At 50.1% G+C, this 15,547-nt stretch carries 16 protein-coding genes; 10 read left to right on the top strand and 6 right to left on the bottom strand.

From position 1 onward, the window contains the following. The first annotated feature begins 268 nt into the window (after positions 1 to 268). From moaA to ABNT28_RS06110, 5 genes are read left to right on the top strand one after another with little or no spacing between them, the layout of a single operon-like run. On the top strand, positions 269 to 1,312 hold the full coding sequence (moaA, locus tag ABNT28_RS06130; protein ID WP_348721193.1) for a GTP 3',8-cyclase MoaA: 1,044 nt from the start codon (positions 269 to 271) through the stop codon (positions 1,310 to 1,312). Positions 1,313 to 1,321: 9 nt separating this feature from the next. Continuing rightward, positions 1,322 to 1,897, top strand: a complete 576-nt coding sequence (gene mobB / locus ABNT28_RS06125) for a molybdopterin-guanine dinucleotide biosynthesis protein B (protein WP_332923122.1) — start codon at positions 1,322 to 1,324, stop codon at positions 1,895 to 1,897. 3 nt (positions 1,898 to 1,900) lie between these two features. Beyond that, positions 1,901 to 3,151 carry a molybdopterin molybdotransferase MoeA gene (locus ABNT28_RS06120; protein WP_348721192.1) on the top strand — a complete coding sequence of 417 codons (1,251 nt, stop codon included), beginning with the start codon at positions 1,901 to 1,903 and terminating at the stop codon, positions 3,149 to 3,151. Between the two features lie 2 nt (positions 3,152 to 3,153). Next, a complete protein-coding gene (gene moaE, locus ABNT28_RS06115; protein WP_332923116.1) occupies positions 3,154 to 3,618 on the top strand; it encodes a molybdopterin synthase catalytic subunit MoaE in 465 nt (154 codons plus the stop codon). Between the two features lie 43 nt (positions 3,619 to 3,661). Beyond that, complete coding sequence (locus ABNT28_RS06110; RefSeq protein WP_332923115.1) at positions 3,662 to 4,426, top strand: Sir2 family NAD-dependent protein deacetylase; 765 nt, start codon at positions 3,662 to 3,664, stop codon at positions 4,424 to 4,426. A gap of 16 nt (positions 4,427 to 4,442) precedes the next feature. On the opposite strand, the gene ABNT28_RS06105 is transcribed toward ABNT28_RS06110, so the two are convergent. From ABNT28_RS06105 to ABNT28_RS06095, 3 genes are read right to left on the bottom strand one after another with little or no spacing between them, the layout of a single operon-like run. After that, the gene (locus ABNT28_RS06105; protein WP_348721191.1) at positions 4,443 to 5,102 is read right to left on the bottom strand and encodes a methyltransferase domain-containing protein; all 660 of its coding nucleotides are present in this window, start codon (positions 5,100 to 5,102) and stop codon (positions 4,443 to 4,445) included. A 30-nt stretch (positions 5,103 to 5,132) separates the two neighbouring features. Continuing rightward, positions 5,133 to 5,825 (bottom strand): SDR family oxidoreductase, encoded by a 693-nt coding sequence (locus ABNT28_RS06100; RefSeq protein ID WP_332923113.1) that lies wholly within the window; start codon positions 5,823 to 5,825, stop codon positions 5,133 to 5,135. Continuing rightward, positions 5,825 to 6,406: an HD domain-containing protein gene (locus ABNT28_RS06095; RefSeq protein ID WP_332923112.1), complete on the bottom strand. Its 582-nt coding sequence runs from the start codon at positions 6,404 to 6,406 to the stop codon at positions 5,825 to 5,827. The genes ABNT28_RS06100 and ABNT28_RS06095 overlap by 1 nt, the downstream gene beginning before the upstream one ends. Before the next feature lie 201 nt (positions 6,407 to 6,607). Between ABNT28_RS06095 and ABNT28_RS06090 the strand changes: the two genes are divergently transcribed. Then, positions 6,608 to 7,051, top strand: coding sequence for a nitronate monooxygenase (locus ABNT28_RS06090; protein ID WP_332923121.1), 444 nt, complete (start codon positions 6,608 to 6,610; stop codon positions 7,049 to 7,051). A gap of 949 nt (positions 7,052 to 8,000) precedes the next feature. Beyond that, positions 8,001 to 8,627: a hypothetical protein gene (locus ABNT28_RS06085; protein ID WP_332923111.1), complete on the top strand. Its 627-nt coding sequence runs from the start codon at positions 8,001 to 8,003 to the stop codon at positions 8,625 to 8,627. Positions 8,628 to 8,648: 21 nt separating this feature from the next. Here ABNT28_RS06085 and ABNT28_RS06080 read toward each other — a convergent pair whose 3' ends face one another. Beyond that, complete coding sequence (locus tag ABNT28_RS06080; RefSeq protein WP_332923110.1) at positions 8,649 to 9,956, bottom strand: ABC transporter permease; 1,308 nt, start codon at positions 9,954 to 9,956, stop codon at positions 8,649 to 8,651. Between the two features lie 283 nt (positions 9,957 to 10,239). On the opposite strand from ABNT28_RS06080, the gene ABNT28_RS06075 reads away from it, so the two are divergent. Both ABNT28_RS06075 and ABNT28_RS06070 read left to right on the top strand, forming a co-directional pair. Next, positions 10,240 to 10,956 carry a ParA family protein gene (locus ABNT28_RS06075; protein WP_332923109.1) on the top strand — a complete coding sequence of 239 codons (717 nt, stop codon included), beginning with the start codon at positions 10,240 to 10,242 and terminating at the stop codon, positions 10,954 to 10,956. Between the two features lie 173 nt (positions 10,957 to 11,129). Beyond that, complete coding sequence (locus tag ABNT28_RS06070; protein WP_332923120.1) at positions 11,130 to 12,353, top strand: MFS transporter; 1,224 nt, start codon at positions 11,130 to 11,132, stop codon at positions 12,351 to 12,353. Between the two features lie 41 nt (positions 12,354 to 12,394). Here ABNT28_RS06070 and ABNT28_RS06065 read toward each other — a convergent pair whose 3' ends face one another. After that, positions 12,395 to 13,528 carry an aromatic ring-hydroxylating dioxygenase subunit alpha gene (locus ABNT28_RS06065; RefSeq protein ID WP_332923108.1) on the bottom strand — a complete coding sequence of 378 codons (1,134 nt, stop codon included), beginning with the start codon at positions 13,526 to 13,528 and terminating at the stop codon, positions 12,395 to 12,397. A 58-nt stretch (positions 13,529 to 13,586) separates the two neighbouring features. On the opposite strand from ABNT28_RS06065, the gene ABNT28_RS06060 reads away from it, so the two are divergent. Beyond that, positions 13,587 to 15,119, top strand: a complete 1,533-nt coding sequence (locus ABNT28_RS06060) for a protein adenylyltransferase SelO family protein (RefSeq protein ID WP_332923107.1) — start codon at positions 13,587 to 13,589, stop codon at positions 15,117 to 15,119. A gap of 12 nt (positions 15,120 to 15,131) precedes the next feature. Here ABNT28_RS06060 and ABNT28_RS06055 read toward each other — a convergent pair. Further along, positions 15,132 to 15,547: Lrp/AsnC family transcriptional regulator (locus ABNT28_RS06055; RefSeq protein ID WP_348721190.1), on the bottom strand; the 416-nt coding region annotated here is incomplete at its 5' end.

Raw genomic sequence — 15,547 nt, 5'->3', positions numbered from 1 at the left:
ATTATTGGTGCTGTTCATGGGGTAACCTTCATATCTATAGATGCGAGGGTTACGCTACCTGAGCCGCGGCGATAGTTCAATCGATACCCATTTTCAGCGTGGCAAATAGCTTGCCAAACCGCCCATAAAACCAGCCATCAACCACCTGCCAAACCGCAATAGCGTCGGTTAAAGCTGTTTTAGACCGTGTGAAAAACCCGCACGATCATGCCTAGCCTTTATCTGCCCTCTGCATTATGTTGCAAGAACAGCAAAGGGATGACACGGCATGGGTTTGATAGACAATCCGGCAGCGGCCACGGATATGGCGGCACCGAAAAATGCGTTGATCGATCCGTTCGGACGCATGGTTGATTATATCCGCCTGTCGGTTACCGATCGGTGTGATTTCCGCTGTGTCTATTGCATGGCCGAAGAAATGACCTTTCTGCCCAAGGCCGAATTGCTCACGCTTGAAGAGCTGGAAATTGTCTGTCGCCGCTTTATGGCGATGGGGACGCGCAAAATCCGCCTGACAGGAGGCGAGCCGTTGGTGCGCCGGAATATCATGCATCTGATTCGCAATCTGGGCGCGTCGGTAAAGGATGGTACGCTAGACGAATTGACCATCACCACCAATGGTAGCCAGCTTGTCAAAATGGCTGATGATCTGGCCGAAGCGGGGGTGCGGCGGCTAAATATCTCGCTTGATACTTTGAATCCCGATCTGTTTACCACCATCACCCGCTGGGGCAATCTGGCCAAAGTGCTTGATGGCTTGGCGGCAGCACGTTCTGCCGGATTGGATATTAAGATCAATGCGGTTGCGCTCAAAGGTGTGAATGAAGACGAACTTGGTGACATGGTCGCCTGGTGCGGCGATCAGGGCTTTGACATGACCATTATCGAAGTCATGCCGATGGGTGATATTGGTAATGAAAACCGGATTGACCAATATTTGCCTTTGTCGCTTGTCCGCACCTCTCTGGCCAAACGGTTTAGCTTGATCGACAGCGATTTTCAAACCCCGGGGCCTGCCCGCTATGTCACTGTAGCCGAAACCGGACGCAAGCTTGGCTTTATCACGCCGCTGACGCATAATTTTTGTGAATCCTGCAACCGTGTGCGGGTGACCTGTACAGGACAGCTTTATATGTGTTTGGGACAGGATGATAATGCCGATCTGGCCACAGCCTTGCGCCAGCATGGCGAAGCGGGTCTTGATGCGGCGATCATTGAGGCTATTGGCCGCAAACCCAAAGGGCATGATTTCATCATCAGCCGTCGTGAAACAGCCACCGTTGGGCGGCACATGAATGTAACAGGTGGCTAGATGACAATGATGCAAACAAACTTGGCATCACGGCAAGCACCGCTTCTTGATACAGGCCGGCATGGCACCGTGTTCGGGCTGGCAGGATGGTCGGGGGCTGGCAAGACCACGCTGGTCGAAAAGCTGATTACGCATCTGGTGTCATTGGGGTTGAATGTGGCAACGATCAAACATGCGCATCACCATTTTGACGCTGATACGCCTGGCAAGGACAGTTACCGTCATCGTGCGGCAGGTGCGCGTCAGGTGCTGGTATCATCGGCCAGCCGAGCAGCCTTGTTCAGCGAGCATGACGGGGCAGATGAACCGGGGCTTGATGTTTTGCTGGCGCGGCTTGATCCTGCCGATATTGTCATTGTCGAAGGTTTCAAGGCCTTTGCGATCCGCAAGATAGAAATTTACCGCGCCGCGGTGGGCAAGCCGCTATTGCATCCGCATGATCCACATATTCTGGCGGTGGCCAGCGATGCGCCTTTGGCCGATTGTCCGCTACCTTGTTTTGATCTTGATGATATTGCCGCGATTGCCGGATTCATTGGCGATCAGGCGCAAATCCCACAGACCCCACAGACCCCACAGACCTGACCGATGCATCCGGAAACGACGCCACTTGATATTGCCCGTGCTAATTTGCTCAGCGATATTGTGCCGCGTTCAGCGCATGAAAATGTGCCATTGCTGGCATCAATCGGGCGGTTTGCGACATCTGACATCATCAGCATGGTCAATTTGCCTGCAACGGCGAATGCGGCGGTTGATGGCTATGCGATCTATGCTGAAACGCTGGCGGCAAATCCTGACCATCTGTTTCCCATTGTTGGACAGGCGCGCGCTGGCCACCCTTTTCACGGCCCCATAGCCAAAGACCAAGCGGTTGAAATCTATACGGGGGCGGTAATGCCGGATGGTGTCAACGCCGTTGCCATGCATGAAGATTGCACCCGCCAAGATAGCCCCCACCAAGATAGTACTGTCCGTCTGAACAAGATGCTGACAACAGGCGCGAATAACCGACCCGCTGGGGAAAATCTGGCGGTGGGTGAGATGATCCTCTCTGCTGGCACACGCATCTATGCGCCCATGATTGGCCAGCTGGCGGCGGCAGGTCACACCATGATCGCTGTGCAAAACAGGCTATCGGCAACGGTGCTCTCGACAGGTGATGAACTCATTGATGTTATGGCGACAGACAATTCTTCAGCAACTGGCCAGATTTATGATGCAAACCGCCCGATGTTGATGGCGGCATTTGCGGGTGAAGCGTTGCATATACATGATGGCGGTATTGTTGCCGATGATCGTGACACGTTGGCCAGCGCCTATCAAGCGGCCCTTGCGCATAGTGATATTGTCATTTCATCCGGCGGGGCATCAGATGGGATTGAAGATCATACACAGGCGGCGATGAAAATGGTGGGTGCTGAATGCGCCCTATGGCGGCTGGCCATGAAGCCTGGACGCCCGATGGCGGTTGGCCGCGTTGGTGATAAATTTATTTTCTGTCTGCCTGGTAATCCGGTCGCGGCTTTTGTCTGTGCCAAGCTTTTGATCTTGCCGCTTCTCGATAAGCTGGCAGGGGGGATCGTGCGTGATCCCGTCCAGGTAACAGTGCCTGCCGGCTTTAACCATAAAAAGCAACCTGGTCGTGCTGAATATCTTCGCGCAACACTTCAAGGTTCAGGAAAAAATCAACAAATTCAGCTTCATGGACGCCGCGGTGCAGGTGTTATATCATCTCTGACAGGGGCTGATGGGCTTGTTGAAATTCCGCTAGATAATACAGGTGTTGTGGTCGGCATGCCATTGGCCTTTCTGCCCTTTGCCGAGCGAGGTTTGTGATTATGGGCGCGGTCATGGATGTGCGGATCACCGAAGCTGATTTTGATATTGCTGCCGAGCATGATGCGCTAAAAGCACGTGCGGTGGGTGCCATTGTAACCTTTACGGGCACGGTTCGCGGCGATGATGACGGGGCTGAAATCACTGCCCTGACGCTGGAACATTTTCCGGGCATGACCGAAGCGGAAATCACCACCATTATTGAAACGGCTAGGGATCGCTGGTCTTTGGCGGGTGTCACGGTCATTCATCGTGTTGGTCGTTTATTGCCAGAAGATAATATTGTCTTTGTCGGTGTGGCGGCGGCGCATCGTGACGCTGCTTTTTCTGGTGCCAGCTTCATTATGGATTATCTGAAAACCAAAGCGCCTTTCTGGAAAAAAGCCGAAGATAAGGCAGGTGAAAGCTGGGTCGAAGCGCGCTTATCGGACGATGTGGCGGCTGACCGCTGGGATGAAACTGACTGAACCGAATATGGCGATGGTCTGATCGCTTGGAAATGGACATGCAATGACTGTTTTATATATTACGGGCGCAGGTGTTAGCGTTGATAGTGGCATCCCCACCTTTCGCGGCGAAGACGGGTTCTGGACAATCGGAAGTCATAATTACACCCCACAGGAAATGGCCACCCGCGCCATGTATATGAACGATCCGGGTCAATTTTTGTTGTGGTATTATCGGCGCTTTGCCAGCTACCGCAATGTTGCCCCGAATGTGGTGCATAGCTGGCTTGCAGATAAACAACTGATGACCCAAAATATAGATGGTCTTGATGGCAAGGCAGGCAACCGTGATTACATCTCGATCCACGGACGGCTTGATAAGGTCACTTCATTGCACGAACAGTCATTCAGCGGCGGCGGCGATATTGCGCTCATCGATGCGCCATGGGAACCTGTCGCGGCACTCGATCAGGATGATGACGAACGCTTGACACAGGCCTTGCTTGACCAGTTCAAAATCAGTTCCCGTAAAAAAACGCCAGAAATGGGCGTATCGCTGAAACCCTATGTATTGCTGTTTGACGAATTTTATACTGATCTATACCGTATGAGTGAGGCCGAAAGCTGGATGGATCAGGCCGAAGCTATGGTGTTTATTGGTACATCCTTCAGCGTCAATATAACGGCGATTGCTCTGCGCATGGCGGTGGCACGCCGGATACCCATTGATATTATCGATCCGGAACCCGTCGATCTTGGCGTGCCGGATATCACCTATCATGCGATGACCGCCGCCGATTATATTGCCAGTCAGGCTAAAAGAAGCTAGGCACGTCTGAATCCGCCTAAGATGCCCGTCGTAAATGAATGAGATGGCCGTCAATATCTTCTTTGGTTAAATAGCGGATGCGTGTATCGGCAACCAGTTCGATCTTATGTTTGGCCAGATGCGGGGCAAAGCTGGCATCCCAGTCACGCGCTGTCCAGCCAGCGCTATTCACCGTCAACACAACAGGGGCTCCGGGTTTGACCGCGCCCATGATATGATGCAGATGCTCTACATGCGGGGGACCAAAACCAAACACCCCAACGCAGATTGCCGCATCATACGGGTCGTCAATGCCGTAATCATCCGTCATATCAAGCGTGAATAGCTTTCGATAGACGCCATGCTTTGCGGCAACAGCGCGCATTTCATCCGACAGATCAGCCCCGTCAATATGGCTATAGCCGCGTGCGGCCAGTAAAACCCCCGCCAGACCTGTGCCACATCCAATATCCAGAATGCGGGCGTTACTATCGGGCACAATCTTGGCAAAGCCGGAAACAGCATCTTGCGGCGCCGCATAGCCATGACCGGAAATTGTTTCCTTGTCATAATCCTTGGCCCATTTGGCGTACATATCCATCAAGGCGCTGGTGCTGGGGTTGGAATAGGCAATATTGATATGGTCATTATCGACCTTCAGGTCAGATGTTTTTGATCTGGATTTATCCTCTGCCATCTTCACGCACCTCATTGATAACCAGACTGTTTAAAACGGTATTTCGTCGCCTTTGTAATTTTCAAAAACCCCTGTTGTTGCCAGCGACAAAGCATCAAAGCGCGCCAACAGACCGGACGCGCTTTCTTCGGGTGAAATGCTGGCTTCCATACCGCCCATATCGGTACGCACCCAACCCGGATGAAACGCACCAACAGCGATCCCGTCAGGCTCCAGTTCAACCGCCATTGACCGTGCCAGATTGGTCGCCGCCGCCTTTGATGCTCGATAAATAGGGGCATTGCTATGCGATTGCCGGTTGCTACCCATAATTGACGAAATCACAGCAATTTTGCCAGGCGTTTCTTTTTTGACATGCGGCAGAAAGGCACGCGCTGTGAAAAACACACCAGCGATATTTGTCATCAGCACATTTTCGATGGCGACATGTTCGTGCTTGGGGTCAAGCATCCCGCCATAGCTGTTCAGAATACCCGCATTACAGACCAGAATGTCGATCGCGCGGGTCATGCCGGCGGCGATATTATTCATATCGTTTTCCGCACATACATCAAGGCCAAGCACAGTAATATCGGCATTTTGCTTGGCAATGGCGATCAGGTCGATCGCTTGCATGGCGTCGCGGCAACAGGCGATCACCTTGTCGCCACGTGCGGCGGCCTGACATGTCATTTCAAGCCCGATACCGCGATTGGCACCGGTGATCATGATTGTTTTTGACATTAGCTTGTTGCTTCCTCGCCAATAATTTTGGGATCAAAAGGTTTGCGGCTGAACACCTCGCGCAGCATAGGTTCAAAATGACTAAGCGGTAATGTGTCATAATCTGGATCAAATGACATCTGATCCCATCTTTGGCAAAAACGGTCACAGCTTTCAAACCATTTATGTCCGGCAAAAATATCACGCGCGTTTTTATCAATGCCTTCGGCTTCGCCATGATAATATAGCTGAAAGATACCATGATGTTCGATCACCCATGTGACTTCGGCGCGCACATAGGGGCGGATGATCGCGGCGGCAAGTTGCGAATGGTTCATCGGCGCCAGATCATCGCCCAGATCATGGATCAGCGCGGCCACGATCATTTCACTATCGGCACCATCCCGTTCGGCGCGGGTTGCCGATTGCAGGGAATGTTGCAAGCGGTCAATACGATAACCAGCCAATGTTGACCGCAGACCATCCAGTGCGCCTAGCAGGCGGTCCGGCAGGGCTTCGACAAATTCATCTTCGAGCTTGCCAAGCAAGGCATAATCGGCGACGGTGCCTTGATCCATTCTAAGAAAACTGACTGTATCCATGCGCTTATCCTTCTGGCCTTTACAGTTAAATTTAACCAATCCGTGATTACGTTTACCGTTAGATTGTGAATGGATGGGCCGTCGCGGTCAATATGACAACCTTGCAAATGTCGCATATCAAAAGCATAATTTTGAATTAAACCTCTAAAGTGCTGTTTTGTTTTCTTATCACATTGGGGCAAGATATTCGGAGACATCACCATGAAGCATTTGTTAATTGAATTATTGGGTATAGATTATCCGATCATTCAAGCGCCGATGGCAGGCGGGCTTACAACGCCTGATTTTGTTGCCAATGTGTCAAATTTTGGCATGTTGGGGTCTATCGCCAGCACCCATGCTTTTAACAAACTCCGCGACACGACGCCCATCTGGCGGTTACGTCGCAATGTATCGGCATGGGGAAGCATAGATAACTGGATTAGGCCTGGGTCTGGATCACCAAAGGTGCCAAGTCGCCGCAGGCCTAGCCCAAAGGTGGACCCAAAGCCTGAGATATTACCTACCTTTGATAAAAGCTGGCTTACTGGCTGGGATAATTGCGCGCGGCGGGTTGGATCCCACAAGGTGATGGGCGCCAGTGTAAAGCCCCGGTCAAGTAAGGTCATCAGATTGCGTGCACGAAGGGCATCAACGGCAACATGAATCACCGAAAAGGGCGGAAAATCCTGTTCTTCCTGAAGAAACAGAATGGCTTGCTTCAATGTATTGCCAGTCCGTGCACCAACCTCGTCCCAGAATTCACCTGTTGGGTCTTCAATATCTTCAACCTCGGTCAAAAGCACATGATCGAATTCACTGATTTCCAGTTTGACGGTATGAAACCTATGTGGCTGAAAGGCGATCACTTCGATGCGGTTCTGGGTGATGTGCAAAATAGCCTGGCTTTGGCGCTGTTCCTCTCGCGATAGCGATGCGTAAAGAAAATTGGCTAATGCCACGGGTTCCAGATCAATATGCACAGGGTTCAGATGCGCCGCCAGCAACATGTCGGACCATGGCCGCAAGGTTGCCATTTCGGCAAACCCGATAACAACTCGCGTCAGGTCGTCATTCTCCGAGCTAACAAGCGTATGATATGAAATAAAGGGGTCTTCAAGTTTGCCTATATCGGACTCGGCATCCTGCCAGAAACTAATATCCTTAGCTTCTTTGGCAAGTTCAGTCGCTGTCATGAAAGGCAGGTTGATTTGCCGCAATGTTACAATCCCGCTGGGAATGATAATACCAGCATCTTGTGCCGCGTACATGTCGCGCTCATGCATAGTGCGCAATGTATCGACAACCATATCCTGACTTCGTGCAAGGTTGTGTGTATCCAATTGACGTGGCAAACCGGCACCTGCAAGACTGTCGATGTTTATGACATTGGAATTTAACCTTACTTCGGCTACCGTGACTGCTTTAGGATGTAGTTTAATCGCAACGACTTCGTCGGAGCCTTTGCCGATTGGACGGAAGAAACTAGCAAATTTGGTTAATGCAGTTGCCATAAGAACACACTCGATAAATGTTAATGTTTTGTTAATATTTGTCAGTCAGTTTTAAGTGCATTTACCATTGTGGATCGCAAAAAAATGTCTGGGGATAAATAATGGACGCACTCACTTTCATCTCGGAACAAACAATTTACCTACTTTCTATGGTTTTGCCTGATGCCAACCCGAAACAGATTCGGTTGCTTCTGCTCAGCAGTGTTGGTCTGGCTATTGTGCTGATGATGTTTGCGATTATGTGGTCAATGTTTCGTGAAAAACTGGAACCGCAAGCAAAAGTAACGCCCAAAGCTAAAACACCTGCAAAAGCGAAAAAAGCACCCAAAGCCAAGAAGGCTGGCAAGACAGCAAAAGCGACACCTAAGCAAGCGATCAAGGCCGACAAACCAGTGTCAAAGAAACCCGCCGCGAAAAAAGTGGTAGCTAAAAACAAAGCTGAGCCAAAAACCGGATCACCAATCGAGCCATCAGTCGAAGCAACAGACAATATCCCGGGTGTTGATATCATAGCTGAACAGGCACCTAAGCCAGAGGCGTCGGTTGGTGGATTTAGTTTTTTCAAACGCGAGTCAACAGGCGCCAAGGCGGACGCTGAATTGGTTTCGATTGAGCAGGAAATGCTGGCTATCCGGCAATTATATATGGATGAACGCATTACCAAGGACGTCTATGTTGTCGAGACGCGTCGGCTTTATGAAAAAGCCAGCGAACTTCGCTCAGTTTAATCTCATCCATTATCATCATCTCTAATTTGCTTTCCGGCGGTTGCGCGTGCGAAAGGCCGAATGAGGTTGCCGTTCTGCGCTTGGGTCAATAACGGTCGGCGCCATAAATATAATGGTCTCGGACAAGGTGTTCTCGATGCCATCCGATCCACCAAGCGCGGGGGCAATGGCACCCAGCTTGCCAGTTGTGCCAGGTAAACCGGTTGTATTGGTTGTCTCGGAATTACGTGTCAGGCCTGCCAGAACAATCACATCACCTGGCGCTGACCAGAATTTGGTCGTGATGGTATCGGTTGTCTCGTCTGTTTCATTGGTGACCGAACTAAGCGCCGAGGCAAATCGTGTGTCTTCAAGCTCGACTTCCAGTTGTACGGTTTTGTTAATACGGTTGATTTTCACTTCGCCGATAGTCAGCTGGAATGGTGCCAGAAATTCATCGATCACCGTATTGGTTAAAACGGTTCCGTTATCACCAGCAGATTGTTCAATGCGTGACACGCGTGCCTTTTGAATTCGGGAAATTTCGGCTGTTTCGCCATCAGCGACCAGAATTGTCGGGCTTGATACAAGCCGTGCCAGCTTATTTGACTCCGATGTTGTGGCGGCACCAAGCCGGTCGGCACCACCGGAAACCCGTAATCCCTTACAGATGCCAATCAACGCAATCAGCACGGCAAAGATAATCGCTTTTCCAAAACCATGTATCAGGTCGGCCATCGTCACCACCGCCAGAATATCCGCCCAATAGGCTGAAGGCGCAATGCCAAGCACAGCTTCAATATAAAGGCTGGCTGTCCAGAACGCGCTGACAGTGGCGATGGCGACAAGAATAGGCAGGCCAAAAAGCAGGGCAACCAAAGCGGGCGCGACAACAAAGCGTATTGGTGATATGCCCATGACCTTTAGCGCGTCAAGTTCACCATTAAGCTGCATTGACCCGACCCGGCTTGTCAGTTGCGATCCGGATCGTCCCGCAACGATAATGCCGGTGATAAGCGGCGCAAATTCTCTTGGAATTGACAAAGCCAGACCAAAAGTCACCTGGCTTTCAGCACCAAAGATACGAAGTGAATGCACCCCTTGAACCGACAGCATAATGCCAATGGTTGCGGCCATCAAAATAACGACTGGCAAGGCGTCTATACCACTTGCTCTTATATCGCTAACCACATGCCGCAAGCGCACAGGTTGCCCATACCGAAATCCAGCAAATAATAACGTCACAGCAATGCTGAAAACCCGTGCAATAAAACCGGTAAAAGCCACAAAGTTTAGGGCTGGTGCGCCTATGCTGGTAAGATGGTGATTAATTTTTTTGTTGATGTGCACAAGCCGATAATCCCAAAAAATAACTTTTATAAATTAGGATTAATTAATTAAATGGCGGGAACAAAATCTGAATAGGTTTGCTCTTTTTTTTGCATTTGCGGTAAATATAGCTGTTTTTGTTGTTTATGGCGGAAATTTGGAATAATCTAATGCTCATTACACATAACGATTGTAAATATGTCGTTTATGTTTTGTGGGGCTAGAACTTTGGTTCAGCTATTCAGATGTGCTTATTTCAGCGCGTGTAACCATTGTTGGTTAAATGTGCCCCGGGGGATTAATATTGACTAACCAGACATCACAGGTTGGCAAAGTGGTATTTATTAGCAATATCAAAGGCGGCGTAGGTAAAAGCACGATCGCTGTTTATCTCACTGATTATTTGCGTCATCGTTTTGCCGAAAATACGGTCATGCTTATTGACACAGACCCGCAGGGGTCTGCCTATGAAATGCTGGAACCCCTTAGTGCTAGCTCCGATATAAAGCTTTTGCCTGTCGGTAATCGCTATGACGGTGTTAACGTGACCACGCTTGACGGCATTTTGCGCCGTATGCTGGTTGAAGAAAACTCCCTGACCATTGTCGATACGGGTGCAGGCAAGATGGGTGACATCTGGCAGATGGCGATGATGTGCAATACCATGATTGTGCCAACATCAATGTCATGGACCGATTTGCGCCCGACAATCGAATTCATCAAGGAAATTGACCAGCGCAAAGAAGATTTTGGCCGTTTGACTCCGCATGTAGTTGTCATTCCCAATCGTACATCGCCAAGCCAGCGTAATTTCAATGTGCTGTCAGAAGCCTTGCAGGAAGTAAATGCGATCATGGCACCACCAATTTCGGATTTGTCTGCGGCGCGGTCTCGAAGCGCGAACTTTGGCGGCATGAAAGCGGTTGAGGGCACGCGCTTTCACAGCGAAATCGAACGCCTTGGTGAATTCATTGTTGATTACGTTCTCAGTGGTGAACTGGATCGTATCTATAAAGTATAACTTACCTGCCTTTTGCTTGTAACACCGTCATAATAAGCCGGGACCATGTCTCAAGCTAGACGGGCATGGTAAACTCTGACACATTTATACAGTCGCATGTTGCGGTGGTTATCTGGGGTTCATCATTGCTGGCACATCTTAATTCATTACGCGCGCGTCCTGAAGTCTTGTTGATGGTATTTGCCGCGGCGATGCCTGTCTCATTTCTGTCTTGGTCTTTACTGCTTAATAATTTCACCATCGAGGTGGCGTCTTTTACTGGACGCGAAATCGGTATCCTCCAATCGCTTCGCGAGGTGCCGGGTTTTCTGTCATTTCTGGTTGTCTATATCCTTCTTGTTATTGCCGAACAAAGACTGGCCTTTCTATCGCTTGTCTTATTGGGTGTTGGTGTGGCGATCACGGGGTATTTTCCAACGGCAATCGGGCTTTATATCACGACTATCGTGTCATCTATTGGCTTTCATTATTATGAAACCTGTAATCAGTCGCTTGCCTTGCAATGGTTGGACAAAAAGACCGCGCCAGCTGTTCTGGGACGTATTTATGGTGTCGGTGCTACCGCTCAGGTTCTAACACTGGGTTCGATTTTCATTGTCTATTTCATCGCCAGCGGACAGGTGTCATGGACATTCCTTGCCGATTCAACAGGTCTTGTCACATCGAATAACACCTATAACATGATCTATGTGGCCACTGGTATGCTCACGGCCATTATGGCGCTTGCCGCTTGGGTGATCTTTCCGCATTTCCCCGAAAAGGTGCGCCAGACGCGCCGGATTGTTTTGCGCCGTCAATACTGGCTTTATTATGGTCTGACCTTTCTAGCAGGTGCGCGACGGCAGATTTTTCTGGTTTTCGCTGGCTTCCTCATGGTCGAAAAATTTGAATATTCGCTGATTCAGGTAACAGCACTGTTTTTGCTAAACGCAGTTTTCAATATCTGGTTTGCGCCTATCGTTGGCCGTTTGATTGGCCGTATTGGCGAACGGGCGGCGCTAGTATTTGAATATGTTGGTCTAGTGTGCGTGTTTGTTGCTTATGCCTTTGTTGAAAATGGCACCATCGCCGCTGGTCTTTATGTGGTGGACCACATGTTTTTTGCCTTTGCCATTGCCATCAAAACCTATTTTCAGAAAATCGGTGATCCGGCTGATATGGCAAGCACTGCCAGCGTTGCCTTTACCATCAATCATATTGCGGCAGTTGTAGTCCCGATCAGCTTTGGGTTTTTGTGGCTGACCATGCCCGAAGCGGTGTTTTTGGCGGGGGCTGGCATGGCTGCATTGTCGCTTATTCTATCGCTGAATGTGCCGCGCCATCCTGATGCTGGTAATGAGGTTATCCTTGGCCCACGTGGTCCAAGTCTGGCACCAGCGTCACAACCTGCCGAATAAGTTTACCACCCCTTAAATAGCTGTTCTGATAGCTCTTCGGGTTATGCACTCAATTCGCGTGCGACCCATTTATGGAAATGATAAGTGGATTCGTCCATGACCGCAGAAAATTTGCCGCCATCATAGGCAGGCGCGCGGCGTCCCTTTTGCATGCCTTCGACAACCGATATATCTTCGGCAAAGACAGCGCGCCACATGCGGGCGTTATTGGCACGCATCTCGGCATATTCATCACCTAGCGCTACCGGATCGGTATAATACAGCTCAATCTGTTCATGTGTGCGACCTGTACCATCAGGTGTCAGCAATATATTGAAGTAATGATCCTTATGAACGCCAAGCAGGACATTAGGAAACAAAGCCACATATTCCGCGCCTGTATCCCATTTTGACGATAACTTTTCGAATGTCGGAAAGCGTGCGCCAGTGTCGGATACTTGGGGCGCATAGACCGTTGTGCCTTGCCCCGCATAGTTATCATGATCAAGAATATTGTAATGATCTTCCAGCCGCGAATAGCTATTCAGGGCAGGGTGGATGAACGGCAAATGATAGGCTTCACAATAATTTTCAACAGCCAGTTTCCAGTTACAGTCCAGATCAAAGCTGAAAGATGAGTCAGCACCACCATGATATATTGGCTGATCGAATTCACGCCAGCGGTCGATCAAATCGGTCATTTGCATGCTGAATTCGGGGGCATCACCGCCCACATTGACAAAGACGATGTCATTCCACACATGCGAACGCACCTTGTTTAGCGAATAATCGCAATGCTGAACACTGTCCAGCGTATCAATATTAGGGCCGCCAATATGTGGGGTCTTGCGCAGATTACCGTCAAGATCATAGCTCCACGCATGATAGGGACAGGTGATCGGGCCACGTAACTGCTGCGGTTCATCAATCAAAATCATGCCGCGATGCCGGCATACATTCTGGAACACATTAATATCACCAGCCTGGGTGCGCACCATAATCATCGGAATGCCTAGGAAACTTAGTGGCTTGATCATACCGACACTGGCTATATCTTTACCAAAGCCGATAGCTGCCCAGTTATTGCGGAATAAGGTGTCCTGTTCATGCTGATACACATTGTCATCAATATAACAGGCATTGGGAAGACCATTAGCGTGCTCTATAGGAGCACTAACATTACTAAGATCAAGCATTGGAACCTCCATTTTTTTATCACTTTGATAAGCCGGACAGAATTTAGGCCATATACTTGTGTCAAACGCCAAGATACGATTGTCTGTTCCAGCTACGGCGTCACAGGTCGCTTTTACGAAAATTGCTGTAATCATGACCGCCACCGCTGACCGAAACCGTGAGATTTATATGACCAAACGCCCTTTTGTTTTTACCCCGCAAACCATTCACAGCCATCTGGATGAACGGTTTTACCGTATTGTAAAGCCAGCGTCTTTTCCCGATCATATTATCCGCTACCGCAATCAGGATGCTGCCAGTTCAGTTGGCCTTGCCGATTTGTCCGATGATGCTTGGCGCGATCATTTTGGGCGGTTTGTACCTTTTGAAGGCAGTTTTCCGGCACCTTTGGCGCTATGTTATCATGGGCATCAATTCGGTCATTATAACCCCGAGCTTGGCGATGGCCGTGGCTTTCTGTTTGCACAGACACGCGCCGCCGATGGTCGGCTTCTTGATATGGGTACAAAGGGGTCGGGCACCACGCCTTTTTCGCGGTCTGCTGATGGCCGCCTGACCTTGAAAGGCGCGGTGCGTGAAATTCTAGCTACCGAGATGTTGCAGGCACTAGGCGTCAATACCTCCAAAACCCTGTCGGTCATTGAAACAGGCGAAGCCCTGACACGTCATGACGAACCGTCGCCAACACGTTCGGCTGTCATGGTGCGTCTATCGCATAGCCATATCCGCATTGGCAGTTTTCAGCGTCTTTCCTATATGGATGATGCCGAAGGGATCGAGATGCTAGCGCGGCATGTGATCCGCCATTATTATGCCGATGACCCGGCGCTTGATCCGGCGGCAGATTTTGACGCGCTGGTTCCGTTATTTCTGGAAAAGGTCGCGGCCTCAATCGCCACTACCGCGGGGCAATGGCTGGCGGCTGGTTTTGTGCATGGCGTGCTGAATACGGATAATTTCAACATAACAGGTGAAAGCTTTGATTATGGACCCTGGCGGTTTTTGCCACATTTTGACCCGGGTCTTGTGGCTGCCTATTTTGATGATATGGGACGCTATGCCTATGGACGTCAGGCGGATGCGGCCTTATGGGCGGTATGCCGCTTGGCAGATTGCTTTGTCCGCTTTGCTTCCAAAGAGACAATCGAAGATAGTTTACGTGGGTTTTTTCCCGAAATGGAAGCCAGTCTGGCTGATCAACTGCAATGGCGGCTGGGTGTCACGCTGAATGACAAAACCGAAGCTCCCACCTTATGTCGGCATCTCTTTACCGCCGCCAAAACAACCAAAGTCGGCTTTGACCAGATATTTCATGATTTATATGGCGGTTCTGACCGTGTTGGCACATATCATGTGGATGACTGGAAACCGGTGCTGGATATACTGGCGGCGTCAAAACCAATTCATGATATGTCGCATCCGCACTTTGCCCGCACTGATGCCGTATCGATGACCATTGACGAGGTAGAGGCGATCTGGGCACCCATTGCCGCGGCTGATGACTGGTCGTTGTTACACCAGAAAATCGACGACGTCAGAGCCATGCGCGCTGCCCTTAAGGGCGATATCCCGACGCATAATCAGTCTTAGGCCAATATCAGATCAGGCCAGCGATGCTTGCATGCCACGATTCATGACTTCGCGCAGGATAAAACTGCTTTCCATCCGCAGAACATGCGGCAAGGCTGATAGATATTCAGAATGAATCCTGCCAAAATCGGCAACGTCGCGCGCCGACACGCGCAAAATATAGTCATTTTCACCGGCAATCAGAAAACAGGCCAGAACCTGTGGAATTTTGGCAACTTCGGCTTCGAATTCGGCCATCATGGCGGCGGATTGCCCATGCAAGGTGATCTGCATAAGCACCAGAACATCATGCCCCAGCTTTGACGCGTCAAGCGCTGCATAATAGCCGGCAATGACGCCTGATTTTTCTAGTTGTGATACGCGCCGCAGACAGGCCGAAGGCGACAGCCCGACTTCGGTCGCCAGCTCAACATTTGAAATACGCGCGT

It is taken from the genome of uncultured Candidatus Puniceispirillum sp. (genome assembly GCF_963979125.1).
Lineage (GTDB): Bacteria > Pseudomonadota > Alphaproteobacteria > Puniceispirillales > Puniceispirillaceae > Puniceispirillum.
This window is presented reverse-complemented; position numbering and strand designations above follow the sequence as displayed.